The organism is Rugamonas rivuli (assembly GCF_009380165.1).
Classification (GTDB): domain Bacteria; phylum Pseudomonadota; class Gammaproteobacteria; order Burkholderiales; family Burkholderiaceae_D; genus Rugamonas; species Rugamonas rivuli.
The window spans coordinates 254,620-271,964 of record NZ_WHUF01000006.1 but is presented as its reverse complement, the minus strand read 5'-3'; the positions used below and the strand labels follow the sequence as shown (position 1 = coordinate 271,964).

Annotated in this window: 16 protein-coding genes; 13 read left to right on the top strand and 3 right to left on the bottom strand. The window is 65.2% G+C overall.

The genetic code is table 11. The annotated features are described in order from the left end of the window. Window positions 1–58 precede the first annotated feature (58 nt). Window positions 59–1,225: a methionine adenosyltransferase gene (gene metK, locus GEV01_RS22825; protein ID WP_152807801.1), complete on the bottom strand. Its 1,167-nt coding sequence runs from the start codon at window positions 1,223–1,225 to the stop codon at window positions 59–61. Window positions 1,226–1,420: 195 nt separating this feature from the next. On the opposite strand from metK, the gene GEV01_RS22820 reads away from it, so the two are divergent. From GEV01_RS22820 to dapF, 3 genes are read left to right on the top strand one after another with little or no spacing between them, the layout of a single operon-like run. Continuing rightward, window positions 1,421–2,284, top strand: a complete 864-nt coding sequence (locus GEV01_RS22820) for a lysophospholipid acyltransferase family protein (RefSeq protein WP_152807800.1) — start codon at window positions 1,421–1,423, stop codon at window positions 2,282–2,284. Further along, window positions 2,281–3,159, top strand: a complete 879-nt coding sequence (locus GEV01_RS22815) for an LpxL/LpxP family acyltransferase (RefSeq protein WP_152807799.1) — start codon at window positions 2,281–2,283, stop codon at window positions 3,157–3,159. Before GEV01_RS22820 ends, GEV01_RS22815 begins: the two co-directional genes overlap by 4 nt. A gap of 12 nt (window positions 3,160–3,171) precedes the next feature. Then, on the top strand, window positions 3,172–4,035 hold the full coding sequence (dapF, locus tag GEV01_RS22810; protein ID WP_152807798.1) for a diaminopimelate epimerase: 864 nt from the start codon (window positions 3,172–3,174) through the stop codon (window positions 4,033–4,035). An 18-nt stretch (window positions 4,036–4,053) separates the two neighbouring features. On the opposite strand, the gene GEV01_RS22805 is transcribed toward dapF, so the two are convergent. Further along, on the bottom strand, window positions 4,054–5,631 hold the full coding sequence (locus tag GEV01_RS22805; protein WP_175023189.1) for an SEL1-like repeat protein: 1,578 nt from the start codon (window positions 5,629–5,631) through the stop codon (window positions 4,054–4,056). A gap of 423 nt (window positions 5,632–6,054) precedes the next feature. Between GEV01_RS22805 and GEV01_RS22800 the strand changes: the two genes are divergently transcribed. From GEV01_RS22800 to GEV01_RS22755, 10 genes are all read left to right on the top strand, one after another. Then, entirely contained in the window at window positions 6,055–7,110 is a 1,056-nt protein-coding gene (locus tag GEV01_RS22800; protein ID WP_152807796.1) for a porin, read from the top strand. A gap of 122 nt (window positions 7,111–7,232) precedes the next feature. Beyond that, entirely contained in the window at window positions 7,233–7,901 is a 669-nt protein-coding gene (locus GEV01_RS22795) for a DUF484 family protein (protein WP_152807795.1), read from the top strand. Window positions 7,902–7,912: 11 nt separating this feature from the next. Continuing rightward, window positions 7,913–8,848: a tyrosine recombinase XerC gene (locus GEV01_RS22790; RefSeq protein WP_152807794.1), complete on the top strand. Its 936-nt coding sequence runs from the start codon at window positions 7,913–7,915 to the stop codon at window positions 8,846–8,848. 132 nt (window positions 8,849–8,980) lie between these two features. Further along, complete coding sequence (locus GEV01_RS22785) at window positions 8,981–10,045, top strand: CobW family GTP-binding protein (protein ID WP_152807793.1); 1,065 nt, start codon at window positions 8,981–8,983, stop codon at window positions 10,043–10,045. Between the two features lie 89 nt (window positions 10,046–10,134). Beyond that, complete coding sequence (gene dksA / locus GEV01_RS22780; RefSeq protein ID WP_008443997.1) at window positions 10,135–10,581, top strand: RNA polymerase-binding protein DksA; 447 nt, start codon at window positions 10,135–10,137, stop codon at window positions 10,579–10,581. A gap of 55 nt (window positions 10,582–10,636) precedes the next feature. Continuing rightward, window positions 10,637–11,986, top strand: a complete 1,350-nt coding sequence (locus tag GEV01_RS22775; protein WP_152807792.1) for an STAS domain-containing protein — start codon at window positions 10,637–10,639, stop codon at window positions 11,984–11,986. Window positions 11,987–12,056: 70 nt separating this feature from the next. Then, on the top strand, window positions 12,057–12,599 hold the full coding sequence (hslV, locus tag GEV01_RS22770; protein ID WP_008443993.1) for an ATP-dependent protease subunit HslV: 543 nt from the start codon (window positions 12,057–12,059) through the stop codon (window positions 12,597–12,599). Further along, window positions 12,596–13,936 (top strand): ATP-dependent protease ATPase subunit HslU, encoded by a 1,341-nt coding sequence (hslU, locus tag GEV01_RS22765; RefSeq protein ID WP_175023187.1) that lies wholly within the window; start codon window positions 12,596–12,598, stop codon window positions 13,934–13,936. The genes hslV and hslU overlap by 4 nt, the downstream gene beginning before the upstream one ends. Window positions 13,937–13,948: 12 nt before the next feature. Next, window positions 13,949–14,155 (top strand): hypothetical protein, encoded by a 207-nt coding sequence (locus GEV01_RS22760; RefSeq protein ID WP_152807791.1) that lies wholly within the window; start codon window positions 13,949–13,951, stop codon window positions 14,153–14,155. Window positions 14,156–14,341: 186 nt separating this feature from the next. After that, window positions 14,342–15,100, top strand: coding sequence for a helix-turn-helix domain-containing protein (locus GEV01_RS22755; RefSeq protein ID WP_152807790.1), 759 nt, complete (start codon window positions 14,342–14,344; stop codon window positions 15,098–15,100). Here GEV01_RS22755 and GEV01_RS22750 read toward each other — a convergent pair. Then, window positions 15,090–17,345, bottom strand: a complete 2,256-nt coding sequence (locus tag GEV01_RS22750) for a patatin-like phospholipase family protein (protein WP_152807789.1) — start codon at window positions 17,343–17,345, stop codon at window positions 15,090–15,092. The genes GEV01_RS22755 and GEV01_RS22750 overlap by 11 nt on opposite strands.

Here is a 17,345-nt window from a genome sequence, read left to right as displayed (position 1 = left end):
TGACAAAACGCCCCGGCTGCAGGCGCAGGCCGGGGCGTTTTGATTCAGAGGACAGCGATTACTTCAGGCCGGCTGCAGCGCGCAGGATGGCGGCCTTGTCGGTGCGCTCCCACGTGAATTCCGGCTCTTCGCGGCCGAAGTGGCCGTAGGCGGCGGTCTTGGCGTAGATCGGACGCAGCAGGTCCAGCATCTGCACGATGCCCTTCGGACGCAGGTCGAAATGCTCCATCACCAGCGCGGCGATCTTCTCGTCCGGAATCACGCCCGTGCCTTCGGTGTAGACCGTGATGTTGATCGGACGGGCCACGCCGATGGCGTAGCTGACCTGCACCTGGCATTGACGCGCCAGGCCGGCGGCCACCACGTTCTTGGCCACGTAGCGGGCGGCGTAGGCGGCCGAACGGTCCACTTTCGTAGGATCCTTGCCCGAGAACGCGCCGCCGCCGTGCGGGCTGGCGCCGCCGTAGGTGTCGACGATGATCTTGCGGCCGGTCAGGCCGCAATCGCCCTGAGGACCGCCGATGACGAAGCGGCCGGTCGGGTTGACCAGGTATTTGGTGTCGACCAGCCACTCGCGCGGCAGGACCTGCTTGATGATCTCTTCGATCACCGCTTCTTCAATCTGCTTGTGCTGCATTTCCGGCGCGTGCTGGGTCGACAGCACGACGGTGTCCACCGCCACCGGGCGGCCGTTGACGTAGCGCAGCGTGACCTGCGATTTGGCGTCCGGACGCAGCCATGGCAGGCGGCCATCCTTGCGCAGCTGCGACTGGCGCTCGACCAGGCGGTGCGCGTAGTGGATCGCCGCTGGCATCAGCTCGGCAGTTTCGTCGCAGGCGTAGCCGAACATCAGGCCCTGGTCGCCGGCGCCTTGATCCAGATCAATCCCCGCGCCTTCGTCCACGCCCTGGGCGATGTCCGGCGACTGCTTGTCGTAGGCCACCAGCACGGCGCACCCCTTGTAGTCGATGCCGTATTCGGTGTTGTCGTAGCCGATGCGTTTGATGGTCTCGCGCGCAACTTGAATATAATCAACGTTGGCGTGGGTGGTGATTTCACCGGCCAGCACGACCAGGCCGGTGTTGCACAAGGTTTCGGCGGCAACGCGGGCTTTCGGATCCTGGGCCAGGATGGCGTCCAGAATCGCGTCGGAAATTTGGTCGGCTACTTTATCCGGGTGGCCTTCGGACACGGATTCGGAAGTGAAAAGATAATCGTTTGACATCGCAAGCTCCTGATACTGGTTGAGAATGTTTTGTCGCTAACCAATACGGCTTGCGACGCTTTAGCGACATTTATATTCCGCTTCGCAAGTTGTCTGTTAACTCAGCGGATCCTTCATACGTGGTATTTTACGCTTCTTAAAAAATTTTGGCACGGCAACAGAGGCCAAAATCTCCTTCTATTAGACGAATTACTCATGCTTGTTCCAATTTTTCGATTTCTTTCAATCTTCCCCTTGCCGTTTTTGCACGCGCTGGGGACCGTGCTGGGCTGGTTGGTCTACCTGAGTTCGCCATCCTATCGCCGCCGCATGCGCGACAATCTGGCGCAGGCAGGCTATTCCCAGCACCTGTCGGCCGCCATCGCCGAGGCCGGCAAGAGCATCGTCGAACTGCCCTTCATCTGGTGCGCCAGGCCCGAGCGCGTGTCGCGCCACGCCAGCGACGAGAACTGGGCCATCGTCCAGGCCGAGCTGGACGCCGGCCGCGGCATCGTGTTCCTGACGCCCCACCTGGGCTGTTTTGAAATCGTCGCGCAGGAAATCGCCCTGCGCACCGAGCTGATGGTGATGTACCGCCCGCCCAAGAAGGCCGCGCTGAAGCCGCTGATCGAGGGCGCCCGCGCGCGCGACAACCTGCTGCTGGCGCCGGCCAATATGTCCGGCGTGCGCATGCTGGCCAAATGCCTCAAGAAAGGCAAGCCGATCGGCCTGCTGCCGGACCAGGTGCCGCAGGAAGGCGAAGGCGTGTGGGCCAGCTTCTTCGGCCGCGCCGCCTACACCATGACGCTGCCCGCCAAGCTGGCGCAGCTGGGCGACGCCACCATCATCGTCACCTACGCCGAGCGCCTGCCGGCCGGGCGCGGCTATGTGATCCGCTTCGTGCCCTTCGACGGCACGCTGGAAGGCAGCGCCGCCGACCAGGCCCAGACCATCAACCACGCCATGGAGCGCCTGATCGCGCGCAGTCCCAGCCAGTATTTCTGGAGCTACAACCGCTACAAGGTGCCGGCCGGCATAGACGCGCCCAGCCCGGCGCCCACGGCGGGAGAACAGGCATGAAGCTGCTGTTGGGGATTATGTGGCTGCTGCACTGGCTGCCGCTGCCGGTGCTGGGCCGCTTCGGCGACGCCGTCGGCAGCCTGCTGTTCCTGGTGATGCGTTCGCGCCGCCATATCACGCTGACCAATCTGCGCCTGTGCATGCCGGAGCTGAGCGAGGCCGAGCGCACCGACATCGCCCGCCGCCACTTCCAGGCATATTCGCGCAGCGTGTGGGAGCGCGGCATCCTGTGGTGGGCGTCGGAGGAAAGGCTGAAGCGCCTGATCAAGGTCGAGCCGGGCCCGGTGCCGGTGGAAGAAATGACGTCCAGGCCGACCATCCTGCTGTGCCCGCACTTCGTCTGCCTGGACGTGGCCGGCGCCTCGATCGCCATGGTGGCCAGCGCCTCGTCTATGTATGTGCAGCAAAAGAACGCCACCTTCGACCGGGTGCTGCGCGCCGGCCGCGCCCGCTTCAAGCCGGTCAAGCTGTTCACCCGCCAGGACGGCATCAAGCCCATCCTGCGCGCGCTGCGCGACAAGCTGCCCTACTTCATGCTGCCGGACATGGACTTCGGCGAAAAGGATGCCGAGTTCGTGCCCTTCTTCGGCATCGAGGCGGCCACGCTGACCGCCACCGCCCGCATCGCCGCCACCACCGGCGCCCAGGTGATGCCGGTGATCGCCACCTTCCTGCCCGATTACCAGGGCTGGCGTGTGAAATTCTATCCGGTGTGGGACAATTACCCTGGTCCCGACATGGTCGCCGCCACCCGCCGCATGAACGAGTTCATCGAGGAACGCGTGCGCGAAGCCCCGGCCGAATATTTCTGGACGCACAAACGATTCAAGACGCGCCCGAACGGCGAACCTTCGCTGTACCAGCGTTCCAAGTAAACACAGGCACAGATGAAACTCAAATTCACCAAAATGCACGGCGCCGGCAATGACTTCGTGGTCATCGACGGCATCAACCAGCACATCGACTTTTCGCCCGCGCAATGGAAATTGCTGGGCGACCGGCGCTTCGGCGTCGGCGCCGACCAGATCCTGCTGGTGGAAAAGCCTACCCAGCCGGGCTGCGACTTCCGCTACCGCATCTTCAACGCCGACGGCGGCGAGGTCGAGCAGTGCGGCAACGGCTCGCGCGCCTTCGTCAAATTCGTCTCGGAAAAAGGCTTGACCGCGCAGCGCAGCATCACCGTGGAAACCAAGGCCGGCGTGATCGCGCCGCGCCTGGAGCTGGACGGCAGCATCACCGTCGATATGGGCGCCCCGGTGCTGGAACCGCAGCGCGTGCCTTTCGACGCCGACGGCCTGCACGGCGAGCGCCAGGCCGACGATATGCTGTGGCCGCTGGTGCTGGAGCTGGGCGGCGCGCGCGAGAGCGTGCTGATGTCGGTGGTTTCGATGGGCAACCCGCACGCGGTGCAGGTGGTCGACGATGTCGACACCGCGCCGGTCGAGCTGACCGGCCCGCTGATCGAACACCATCCGCGCTTCCCCAACCGCGTCAACGCCGGCTTCATGCAGATCGTCGACCGCGGCCACATCCGGCTGCGCGTGTTCGAGCGCGGCGTCGGCGAAACCCTGGCTTGCGGCACCGGTTCGTGCGCGGCCGTGGTGGCCGGCATCCGCCGCGGCCTGCTGGACAGCCCGGTGCGCGTCGATGCGCGCGGCGGCCAGTTGTCGATCAGCTGGGCAGGCGTGGGCCAGCCGGTGCTGCTGACCGGCCCGGCGGTGACGGTGTTCGAAGGCGAGATCGAGATTTAAGCCGGCGCCAATGCCAACTCAGGCCGCCAGCCGGTCTTCGGCCGGCGTCCCCCAGGTTTTGAGCCGGTACAGGCGCTGGCGGTAATTTCCTTCCGGGCCGTCCGGGCCGTTGTCGAGCTGGTCGAACAGGCGGCCGATGCGATCCAGCGCCTGCCGCGCGCGCGCGGTGCGCAGCAGGATCAGGCGCCGCTTGCTGCGGCCGTAGCTGGCGCGGATGTCGACCACCAGGCAATGGCCCTGGTCGGCCGCCTTCACATCCAGCAGCAGCGCCTCCGCCCGGCTCAGGCCGAACAAGCCGGCCAGCTCCAGCCGCGCCGCCAGCAAGGGCTGGCTTTCCAATACTTCACGCGGCATGCCGCCGAGAATCGCGTCGGCCCAGGCCGATGCCTTGGGCGCGGCGCCGATGCGCGCCAGCGCCGCCTCGGCTTCCTCGCAGCCCTGGGCCGCCGCCTTCTGCAGCCAGTAGGCGGCGCGGACGTCGCTGTTCTCGTCGGTGCGGCGGTTGCGCCAGGCATACATGCCGCATTCCAGCTGCGCCAGGCCATGGCCCATGTCGGCCGCCCGCTCCAGGTAGCCCTGGGCCTCGGCCACGCTGCGCTGGGAAAACTCCGGCTTCAGATAAATGCGCGACAAGGCGTACCAGGCTTCGGCCAGGCCCTGCTCGCCGGCCTGCGTCAGCCAGCGTATCGCGCGCTTGAAGTTGACGGCGGCGATGCCGTCCACCTGCCGCTTGCCGTCGCCGTCCATGCGGGCAAACCACAAGCCCAGCGCCAGCTGCGCGTGGCGGTCGCCGCCGTAGGCGGCCAGTTCGCGGCAGTGATGCAATTCGGTACGGTGCCCGGGATGCTGGTCGTACAGCTCGGCGCAGCGCGCCAGCAAGGTCAGCTGGGCTGCCGCCAGCGGCCAGTCGGCAGCGCGGGCCGCTTCGGCGTCGGCCGGGGCGTCGGCCAGCAACTTGCGCGCCAGCGGCAGCGCCCGTTGTAAAAACGCCGCACGGTCGCCGTGCCAGGCTTGTTCCAGCACCGCGTACTGGGCGGCGGCCAGGCCGCTGTCTGCCGCCCGTGCCAGCCACTGCTGGCGGGCGCTGGCCCGGTGCGACGGTGGACTGCCCAGGCCGCGCCTGGACGGCTGCGGCGCCGGCGACGCGGCCGACGGCGGCTGCGCGCCGGCCTGGTGGGCCAGCAGCCATTGCGCCTCGGCCGAGCCGGCGCGGGCGGCCGTCTCCAGCGCCTGCAGCGCCTTGTCGCGCAAATGCGACGCTTCGTGCCGCGCCGCCGGCGACGCGGCTTGATTCAGTACCAGTTGCGCCAGCACCAGGCCGGCCTGTTCGACGCCGGCATCGTAGGCGCGGTCGTACCAGGACAGCACGGCCGGCAGGCAGTGCTGGGCGTGTTCGAAAGGAACGTAGCTGCCGATCAACATCCAGGCTTCATCCTGCTCCTGCAGGGCGGCGCGGTTGAGCCAGTGCAGCGCAGTAGGCAGGCTGAGCGGCAAGCTGGCGCCGCCGAACAGGTAGAGCTTGCCCAACGCCAGCTGGCATACCGCGTCTCCCGCGCGGGCCCCCCTGATGATCCCTAATTCTTCGCGATTAGCCATCGTCTCACTATTAGTCCGATTCATGGAGCGGGCGGTGCTGCTACGCTGTCTGTGCAGGTTCCGGCGACCGTTGCTACTTATGAGTGTAGCGTGCGATCCGCGCCACACCCTAAATAATCTGCGGGCGGCTTTGATTTCGCACAAGCGCCCCACCCCGCTCCGCCCTGTACGCTAGAGCTGTTTTGATGCCTGAATGAAAGGAAATAATAGGAAAACAGGCAGGAATGGCCTGCGTATCAAGCGTTTCAAAAATACAACAAGAAGCCCGGTTTCTTTGGCTTTCGACCAAAACTAGCCGTCATAATCAACCAATCCAGCGTGTTCGACCCGGTCAGATATTAAGGTTCCTATCATCCGAGGGTCGAAGTATGCGACCCGCTAGCTTTGGAAGTATGCATGTTCACTCATAAAGGAATAACTCAAATGAAAAAATCTTTAGTGGCTCTGGCTCTCATGGGCGTATTTGCTGGCGCATACGCGCAATCGTCCGTGACCATCTATGGCACTGTAGATGCTGGCATTTCCAAACGCACTGGCACCACCACCATGGTCGGCAAGCGTGACAACAACAAACTCGGTTTCAAAGGCGTCGAAGACCTGGGCAGCGGCCTGAAAGCCATTTTCCAGCTGGAAATCCGCTACGAGCCGGACACCGGCACGATTGAAAACACTTCCGGCGCCAACAGCCGTCCGCTGTTCCAGGGCCAGAGCCGTGTCGGCCTGCAGGGCGACTTCGGTACCGTGCGCCTGGGCCGTGGCCTGACCGCCTTCCAGGAAACCAGCACCGCCTTCGAACCATGGAGCGGCATGCCAGCCATCGCCGGCTACCAGACCGACCTGCAAGTGGCCGGCTACACCAGCGATCCGCTGAGCCAGCTGGGCAACTCGAACAACCGCTTCTCGAACGCCGTGTTCTATAACACCCCGGTGATCGCCGACATCTTCCAGTTCAACGCCACCGTTTCGGCCAAGGAAGCCAACAACAATCCTGTCATCATCGGCAAGGGTACCGCGGCCGCACCGCAATTCCCGGCCAACACCGCACCGCTGACCACGGCTTACTCGCTGAGCGCCACCGCCACCAGCGGCCCGTTCGCCGCCTACGCCGCCTACGAGAAAAACGCCATCGAAACCAAACTGTGGTCGGTCGGCGCGTCGTTCAAACCGGTCAACGACCTGAAACTGATGGGTTCGTACCAGAAGCAAGACCAGGCCAGCAGCACCCTGATCAATCCGATCACCAAGGCATGGCTGCTGGGCGCCAACTACACCGTCGGCGCCGGCCTGGTGCGCTTCGGCTACGGCCAGAAGACCCCGGACAACAGCCTGGGCAACCCAGCCCTGGCCAAGACCAAGCAAACGTCGGTCGGCTACGACTACAACCTGTCGGCCCGCACCTACCTGTATGTCGATGCCTCGAACAAGAAGGCAGCTACCACGCTGAATTTCTACAGCCTCGGTATCCACCACAACTTCTAAGCCGCGCAGTCGGCAAGAACTGCCGGCGCTTGGGTTGGGGAATGACGGGCATGGGCAACCATGTCCGTTTTTTTTCGTTTAGAATGGCTATGCCTTTCCACCTTCGCAAATAAAGTACCTCAATGACTGTCCCACTGGATCACACCCTCGTCGCGCAATACCTGACCGAACACCCGAATTTCTTCGAAGAGCATGCTGAACTGCTGGGGGAAATCAAACTGGCCAGCCCGCTGACGGGACGCGCCGTGTCGCTGCAAGAGCGCCAGATGGAAGTGATGCGCGACAAGTACAAGGCGCTGGAACTGCGCATGAGCAATCTGATGCGCCTGGCGTCGGAAAACGAAGCGATCGCCAACAAGTTCCACCGCTGGACCAAGGTGCTGCTGGAAGCCGAAGATGTGGGTTCCATGCCACACGCCGTGGTCAGCGGCCTGAAGTCGAGTTTTGATGTACCGCAAGCCACGCTGCGCATCTGGGACACCGCGCCGGACTACCTGGGCGAATGGTTCGTCAACGGCGTGTCGGAAGATGCGCGCATCTTCGCCAACAGCCTGATGGCCCCATACTGCGGCACCAACAAGGATTTCGAGGCGGTGCGCTGGCTGCAGGACGCCACCGGCATCACCTCCACCGTCATCATCCCGCTGCGCAAGCCTGGCAACAAGAACGCCTTCGGCCTGCTGATCATGGGTTCGGCCGACCCGGCGCGCTTCACTTCGCTGATGGCCACCGATTTCCTGGTCCACATCGGCGAAACCACCAGCACCGCGCTGGCCTGGCTGCTGGCCTGAGCGACGCCGCCATGAGCGCCGATCCCGACCGCAAACTGGCCTGGATCGACGCTTACCTGGCCCAACTGCGCGACCAGCGCAGGCTGTCGCCCCACACCGTCAGCGCCTACGCGCGCGACCTGCAAGAGTTGGCCGGGCTGTCCGCCGGCCAGGACTGGCAGCAAGTCGACCATTTCACCATCCGCCGCCTGACCGCCAAGCTGCATGCGCGCGCCCTCGATCCCCGTTCGATCGCCCGCAAGCTGTCCAGCTGGCGCGGCTTTTTCGACTGGCTGGGCGGCCAGACCGCGCTGGCGGCCAATCCGGTGCAGGGCGTGCGCGCCCCCAAGCGCGCCAAAACGCTGCCGCGCGCGCTGTCGGTGGACGACGCCGTGCAGCTGGTGGCGCCGTCGCGGCCGCACGCCGGCACCGCCCCCGGGCCGGCCGAGCTGTGCAACCGCGCCATGTTCGAACTGTTGTATTCCAGCGGCCTGCGGGTATCCGAGCTGGCCGGACTGGATTTGACCGCCGGCAAGGACGCCCTCGGCTGGGTGGCGCTGGACAACCGCGAAGTCATCGTCACCGGCAAGGGCAACAAGCAGCGCGTGGTGCCGGTCGGCGCCGCCGCGCTCGACGCACTGGCGGCCTGGATCGCCGTGCGGCCGGCACCCGCCGACGGCGGCAACGCCCTGTTCCTCAGCACGCGTGGCACGCGGGTGTCGCCGCGGGTGATACAACAGCGTTTGCAGGCCCATGGCGCGGCCCACGGCGCCCCGGTGCACGTGCACCCGCACATGCTGCGCCACTCGTTCGCCTCGCACGTGCTGCAGTCCTCGGGCGACCTGCGGGCGGTGCAGGAAATGCTGGGCCATTCCAGCATCAGCTCGACCCAGGTCTACACCGCGCTGGACTTCCAGCACCTGGCCGAGGTGTACGACAAGGCCCATCCGCGCGCCAAGGTGAAATAGCGCACACCCGTACTGACGTTGCTCAATCGGACGAATTGCTAGCCCGGGCCAAATTCCGGCATAATCGGCCGGTTGCATTCCTGCATTTGATCCCCATCTGGGGTTTCCTCCTAGACCAGACTGGTAAGCACCATGGCACTGATACCGACCACCATCCTCACCGGCTTCCTCGGCGCCGGCAAAACCACCCTGCTGAACCGCATCCTGCAGGAGCAGCATGGCATGCGCATCGCCGTCATCGAAAACGAGTTTGGCCAGGAAAACATCGACAACGAGATCCTGGTGCAGGACAGCAGCGAACAGATCGTGGAAATGAACAACGGCTGCATCTGCTGCACCGTGCGCGGCGACCTGATCGTTGCCCTCAGCGGCCTGGCGCAGAAGCGCGAAGCCGGTGAACTGCACTTCGACCGCGTCGTCATCGAAACCACCGGCCTGGCCAATCCCGGCCCGGTGGCGCAGACCTTCTTCGTCGACGAGGAAGTGGGCGCTCACTACATGCTCGACGCCGTGGTCACGGTGGTGGACGCCCGCCACGCCATGGACCAGCTGGACCAGCACGAGGAAGCCCAGCGCCAGGTCGGTTTCGCCGACAAGCTGCTGCTGTCCAAGACCGACCTGGTCAGCGCCGACGACGTGGCCACGCTGACCGCCCGCCTCAAACGCATCAACCCGCGCGCACCGATCAGCACGGCCGATTTCGGCCGCGCCCCGCTGTCCGAGGTGCTGGACCTGAAGGGCTTCAACCTGAACGACAAGCTGGAACTGGACCCGGATTTCCTGGAAACCGACCAGGCCCACGACGACGACCATGTGCACGACGAGCACTGCGGCCACAATCATGATCATGGCCACCACCACGAGGAACACGGCCACAACCACCACCACGCCCACCACAGCGACGATATCGCCGCTTTTGTGTTTAAAAGTACACGCCCGTTCGACACCGCCAAGCTCGATGAGTTCCTCGGCGGCCTGGTGAATGTCTACGGTCCTCGCATGCTGCGCTACAAAGGCGTATTGTTCATGAAAGACGCCGACCGCAAGGTCGTGTTCCAGGGCGTGCACCAGATCATGGGCAGCGACTTGGGCGCCAAATGGGGAGAAAACGACGTTCGAGGCAGCAAAATGGTATTTATCGGCAAAAATCTGCCAAAAGATATCTTTATTAGCGGTTTAGAACAATGTCTGGTATAAACTATCCGGGTTTTGTGGGGATGGCTAAATAGCCACGAAATCCGGGCTGATTAATTGAAAACTCTGTCGTATCGAAGGTAAGCGAAGTTATGACCAAAACTAATAAATCGACCCCCGCCGCCGCCGACCGCATCCTGACTGAAGAAGAAATTCTGAAGATGGATGAAAAGGATTATATGAATCCGGCGCAAATGGCCTTTTTCAAAGCCAAGCTGCAAGCGCTTGAAAAAGAGCTGTTGAAAAATGCCGGCGAAACCACCGAACACCTGCGCGAAACCGTGCTGGTGCCGGACCCGGCCGACCGCGCCACCATCGAAGAAGAACACGCGCTGGAACTGCGCACCCGCGACCGCGAGCGCAAGCTGCTGAAAAAGGTCCAGCAATCGATCGTTGCCATCGATGGCGGCGACTACGGCTGGTGCGAAGAAACCGGCGAACCGATCGGCATTCCACGCCTGATCGCCCGTCCGACCGCGACGCTGTCGCTGGAAGCCCAGCAACGCCGCGAACTGAAGCAGAAACTGTACGGCGATTAATTCGCGATGACGTTAAAAAAAGCACGCAGCCGCGTGCTTTTTTTTACGGCCAACCATGAGGATCAGCGTGGGACTGTTCTCCATCTTCAAGAAGACCGACGCCCCGGCCGCCACCCAGCCGAACCCCGGCGACGATGACGAGGCCGCGCGCCTGGCCGCCAACAGCGAGATCGAGCGCCAGCAACAGCAAGCCCGCCAGCGCGAGATCGCCCGCGCCACCGCGATGAAGATCGACGCCATCGAATCGGCGATGACCTTCGACATCTTCAACGAACCCGAACCCGCCTGGGGCAGCCAGCGCGCCGCCCGCCCGCCGCGGCCTAAAGCCGCCGCCACCGCCGACGGCGGCCCCGACACCCAGGCCCTGGCCGACATCCCCACCACCCTGCTGCTGCGCGACGACGACCTGCCGCAGCTGGCCGTGGCCGCCGAAACCGCGCCGGTGGTGGAGGAAATCGCCATCCTGTACGCCAACGGCCAGGCCGCCGTGGCCGAACAGCTGCTCAGCGCCAGCCTGGCCGAGGCCAACGGCGACCGCACTGTCTGGTGGATGTTGTTCGACCTCTACCAGGTCGGCGGCCAGCGCGACCGCTTCGACAACCTGTCGATCGACTACGCCAGCACCTTCGAAACCTCGCCGCCGCCGTGGAACGCACCAGCCGCGCTGGCCGCCGCCTCGCCCGGCTGGGCCGGCCTGACGCCGACCGAAGCCTTCGCCGGCACGCTGGACACGCACATAGCCGCCCAGCTGGAGCGCCTGCGCCTGGCCGCCGTCGACAGTCCGCTGCTGCGGCTGGAGTTCAGCCGCGTCACGGCGGTCGAGCCGGCCGGCTGCGCGCTGCTGCTCGACACCCTGCGCAAGCTGCAAGCCCAGCAGCGCGAGCTGATCCTGGTGGGCGCCGACGGCCTGGCCGCGCTGATACGCGACGGCATCGCCATCGGCCGCCGCGACGATACCGAAGCGCCGTGGCTGCTGCTGCTGGAACTGCTGCAGCTGCTCAACCGCGAGAAGGAATTCGAGGAAACCGGCATGGATTACTGCGTCACCTTCGAAGTGTCGCCGCCATCGTTCGTGGCGCCGCACAAGGTGGCCACCGCCACGGCACAGCGGCCGGCGGCCTCGGTTTCGGCCGCGCCCGACCGCTTCATGCTGCCGCCGCAGCTGGAAGGCCAGCTCGGCCCTTTACTCGGCCAGATCCAGCACTATGCTGATCAGTACCAGACCCTGGTGTTCGACTGCTCGCGCCTGACGCGCATCGACTACGCCTGCGCCAACCAGTTGCACGCCAGCCTTGTGCCGCTGGACAAAAAGATCGAGTTCCGCGACGTCAACCACCTGGTCACTGCGCTGCTGCGCCTGCTGGGCTATGCCGACATCGCCCGCATCTATCCGCACAAATACTGAAACTTGTAATTTCCAGGTCCAACCCCATTTTTCAGTCTTGAGCAGTTTGCGTCATTACTTTGAGGTAACTATGGAACAATTTCACGGCACCACCATCCTGTGCGTACGTCGCGGCAAGCAAGTCGCGCTGGGCGGCGACGGCCAGGTCACGCTGGGCAACATCGTCATGAAGGGCACGGCCCGCAAGGTGCGCAAGGTCTACCAGGGCAAGGTGCTGGTCGGCTTCGCCGGCGGCACGGCCGACGCCTTCACCCTGCTCGACCGCTTTGAAGGCAAGCTGGAAAAACACCAGGGCAATCTGCTGCGCGCCTCGGTCGAGCTGGCCAAGGACTGGCGCACCGACCGCGTGCTGCGCCGCCTGGAGGCGATGCTGCTGGTGGCCGACAGCGAATCGACGCTGGTCATCACCGGCAACGGCGACGTGCTGGAGCCGGAAGACGGCATCGGCGCCATCGGCTCCGGCGGCACCTACGCACAGTCTGCGGCCAAGGCGCTGGTGGAAAATACGGAACTGTCGCCGTCGGAAATCGTCAAAAAATCACTGACCATCGCCGGCGAGTTGTGCATCTACACCAATCTGAACCACATCATCGAGACACTGGAACCAGCATGAACATGACCCCGAAGGAAATCGTCGGCGAACTCGACAAACATGTGGTCGGCCAGGGCAACGCCAAGAAGGCGGTCGCCATCGCGCTGCGCAACCGCTGGCGCCGCCAGCAGGTGGAAGAGCCGCTGCGCCATGAGATCACGCCGAAGAACATCCTGATGATAGGCCCAACCGGCGTTGGCAAGACCGAGATCGCGCGCCGCCTGGCCAAGCTGGCCGATGCGCCCTTCATCAAGATCGAAGCCACCAAGTTCACCGAGGTCGGCTACGTCGGCCGCGACGTCGACACCATCATCCGCGACCTGATCGACATCGGCGTCAAGCAGACCCGTTCGGCCGAGATGGCCAAGGTGCGCACCCGCGCCGAGGATGCCGCCGAAGACCGCGTGCTCGACATCCTGCTGCCGCCGGCGCGCGACTTCGGCTTCCACCAGGCCGCGCCGTCGGACGCGCCCAAGGAAGTCGACACCACCCGCCAGACCTTCCGCAAGCGTCTGCGCCAGGGCGAGCTGGACGACAAGGAAATCGAGATCGAGCTGGCCGAGAACGGCCCGCAGATGGAAATCATGGCCCCACCCGGCATGGAGGAAATGACCGAGCAGATCAAGTCCATGTTCTCCGGCATCGGCGGCAGCCGCAAGAAGGCGCGCAAGGTCAAGATCAAGGAAGCGATGAAGGTGCTGATCGACGAGGAAGCCGCCAAGCTGGTCAACGACGACGAGATGAAGCAGAAAGCCATCCAGAACGTCGAGCAGAACGGCATCGTCTTCCTCGACGAGATCGACAAGATCGCCTCGCGCTCGGAAGTGGGCGGCGCCGACGTCTCGCGCGCCGGCGTGCAGCGCGACCTGCTGCCGCTGGTCGAAGGCACGACCGTCAACACCAAGTACGGCATGATCAAGACCGACCACATCCTGTTCATCGCCTCGGGCGCCTTCCACCTGGCCAAGCCGTCGGACCTGATCCCCGAGCTGCAGGGCCGCTTCCCGATCCGGGTCGAGCTGGAATCGCTGTCGATCGCCGATTTCGAGCGCATCCTGACCAGTACCGACGCCTGCCTGACCAAGCAGTACGAGGCGCTGCTGGCCACCGAGAACGTCACCATCGAGTTCGCGCCGGAAGGCATCACGCGGCTGGCGGAGATCGCCTACTCGGTCAACGAACGCACCGAAAACATCGGCGCCCGCCGCCTGTACACCGTGATGGAAAAGCTGCTGGAAGAACTGTCCTTCACGGCCAGCGAAGACAGCGGCAAGCTCATCACCATCGACGCGGCCTACGTGAACGCGCGCCTCGATGCGCTGGCGGTCAACGAAGACCTGTCGCGCTACGTGTTGTAAGGAGCCGGGGTCATGGCGAACAAGGCATTGGCGACGCGGCAGAAGATGACGATGCGCGTCGAACCATCGCAGAAACCGCCGCGCAATCCGGTGGCGGTGGCGGCCAAGGCGCGCGCCGGCGGCGCCGGTCCGCATGCCAAGCCGCAGTCGGTCGACCGGCAGGCGGCCAAGCGCCTGCTGGCCAGGATCAGCCTGAAGCCGGACACGGAGGAAAAATAACCGTCAGCGGGCGCCTGTAGTGGCGCCCGCTCTAGGGTTATCCGGTGCCATCCCTGCTGCGAGGGACAGCGTGCCCGAAGTGTCCCCCACTTCCGCCCGATGTACCACCCGATTATTCCAGGCTCTGCTTTTCACGCCATCCGGTACCGTGTTACGATACCTTTTGTTTTTTTACCAAGGCAGGGTATGAGCTCACCGGAATTGCTGCTGCAAGTCTTGCGGACCCAGATGCGGGCCGCCGGCGTCACCTACAAAATGCTGGCCGAACGGATCGCCATGAGCGAATCGAGCGTCAAGCGCATGTTCGGCCAGCAGGATATGTCGCTGTCGCGGCTGGCGCAGATCTGCAAGGCGGCCGGGGTGGCGATGGAGGATGTGTTGCGCGGCGCGGCCGACGCCACGCCGCAGGCGGACGCCTTGACGCTGACACAGGAAAAATCGCTGCTGGCGCAGCCCCACCTGCTGCTGATGGCGATCTGTTGCCTGGGCCACTGGACGCTGGAACAGGTGCTGGAAACCTACAACCTGACCGAACCCGAATGCATCATGCTGCTGGCCGAGCTGGACCGGCTGGGCGTGATCGAACTCAAGCCGATGAACCGCTACCGCCTGCGCGTGTCGAACGCCTTCCGCTGGCTGCCGGACGGCCCGGTGCAGCAATTCTTCCGCGAGCACGCGGTGCACGATTATTTCGGCGGCAGCTTCGACGGCGCCGGCGAAACGCTGCTGTGCCTGCCCGCGCGGCTGTCGCTGCCCAGCGCCGAGGAACTGGTGGGCCGCATCCAGCAGCTGGCCGGCGAACTGGCGCGGCTGCACCAGAGCGACCGCAAGCTGGCGCCGCACGAGCGCGACGGCTTCACGCTGCTGGTCGGCTTCCGCTCGTGGGAATTCGCCGCCTTCACCGCGCTGCGCCGCGCGCCGCCGCCGGCGCCCGCTACCAGATAGGACCGAGGAACAGATAGGCGCTGCTGTTGCCGCCCTTGGTGGTGCCGGCGCCCAGGTACAGCGGGCCGAAGCGCGTATCGACCGCGAAGAAGCCGCTGGCCGCCTGGTGCAGCGAACCCCAGCGCAATGGACTGCTCGGGCTGTACGCGCCGCCCGCCTCCAGCGAAAAGCCCAGCCGCACATCGCCGCCCAGCGCGGCCGGCATCGCGCCTATGCTGCGCGCCATCACCACCCGTCCCAGCAGCGTACGGTCGCCGACGATGGACTGCGGCGTCGAGCCGGACAGGCGCAGGAAGCCGCCCAGGTTGTTCGCCGACCCGCCGCCCTGGCTGCGCGACCATTCCGCATACACATGGCCGGCCCAGCGGTCCACATGGAAGGCTTGCAAGCCCTGCACGCTCTGGCGCGTCGGCACGGCGCCGCTGGAGCCGCTGTGCATCAGGCGCTGCCAGTCCAGCGAGAACAGCGTGCCGCGCGTCGGAAAGGCCACCGTGTCCAGGCTGTCGATGTTGAAGCTCAGCTGCTGGATGGTCTGTATCTCGCTGAGCTCGGTGCGGTCTTCCGGTATGCTCTGGTGGAACACCTGCTTCTCGCGCGACACGCCGTAGCGTATATCGCCCCAATGGCCCAGCTGGCGCCCCAGCGCCACGCTGCCGCTCTGGCTGTTGTAGGCATAGCGCGCCTGGCGGAAGCCGGTCTGGTTGAAGATATCGATGGCCGCCGAATTGTATTGCAGCGACGGCGCCACATACCATTGCGAGCCCGCGCCCAGCGGCTGCCAGAACTGCACGCCCACCGCGCGCTCGGTGCCGACGCGGCCGACGGTGCGCAGCTCGGCGCCCCAGTCGTTCAGCGACGACAGCACATGCATCACCTTCAGCTCGAAGGCGTTGTTCTCGGTGAAATCGCTGGTCAGCTCCAGGCCCACGCGCAGGCGGCTGCGCGCCCAGTCGGCCTCGGTCGGCTTGATGAGTACGCTGCGGCCATCCTTGTCGTCATGGACTTCGGTTTCCACCCGCGCCAGGTCGCCGCGGCCGAACAGCTGGTTGCCCGCCGCCTGCGCCTGCTCGTTGGTGACCAGCTGCCCGACCTGCAGGCCGGACTGCACTTCCAGCTCCTTCGGATTGATGCGGCCGCTCGGCGCCACCTCCAGCTTGGCCAGCCGCACCGGCTGGTCTATGCCCACCGGCGCCGACAGGCGCTTGACTTCATACGCCGCATACTGCGCCTCCGGCAGCGCCAGCTTGACCAGCTGCGCGCTCATCGTGCGCACCGCCGCCTCGCCGGCCTTCATCGCGTGGTCGTGGCGGGCGAAGTCGAGGAAGCCGATGCCGCCCAGGTCGGGCGCGATCAGCACATCGCTGGGGCGCAGCTCCTTGAGCGAGCGCTGCACGTTCTGTTCGGTCAGGATCTGCAGCATCTGCTGCGCCACGCTGACCGCGCTGATCAACTCCTTCTCCTGCGCCAGCGGCGTGCCGACGTTGACGGCGATGATGACGTCGGCGCCCATTTCGCGCGCCACGTCGACCGGCAGGTTGCGCACCAGGCCGCCGTCCACCAGCAAGCGCTGGTTGACCCGCACCGGCGCGAACACGCCCGGCACCGCCAGCGAGGCGCGCATCGCCAGGAACAGCGGGGTATCGTTCAGCTCCACCAGCTCGCCCGTCACCAGGTCCGAGGCCACCGAGCGGAACGGCAGTTGCAGCAGATTGACCGGCTTGTCGCGCGCGCCGTGCGGCAGCACGCGGGTCAGCGCCAGCTCCAGCGCCTCGTTGCCGGCGGCGGCCGGCGGCAGCGAGATGCCATCCAGCTTGGCGCCGAACTCGATGCGCGACGGCAGCAGCAAATCCTCCTCGCGGCGGCGATACACCAGCTCATCGCGCGGCGGACGGTCCGCCACCACGGCGTTCCAGTCGGTGCGGCGCACCAGCTGCTCCAGCTGTTCGACCGAACTGCCGGCCGCATAGGCGCCGCCGACCACGCTGCCCATGCTGGTGCCGACCACGAAGTCGACCGGCACGCGCAGCTCCTGCAGCGCGCGCAGCACGCCGATGTGGGCGAAGCCGCGCGCACCGCCGCCGGACAGCACCAGCGCGACCTTGGGCCGCGGCTTGAGCGCGGCGTCAGGCGCGACCGAGGTGGCGGTGGACGCCGGGGTTTGCGCAGCGGCGGCAGGCAGGCCGATTGCGGCCGCCAACAAAAAACCGCAGCAAAAAGCTGCGGCCAGGGTACGGGGAATGACCAT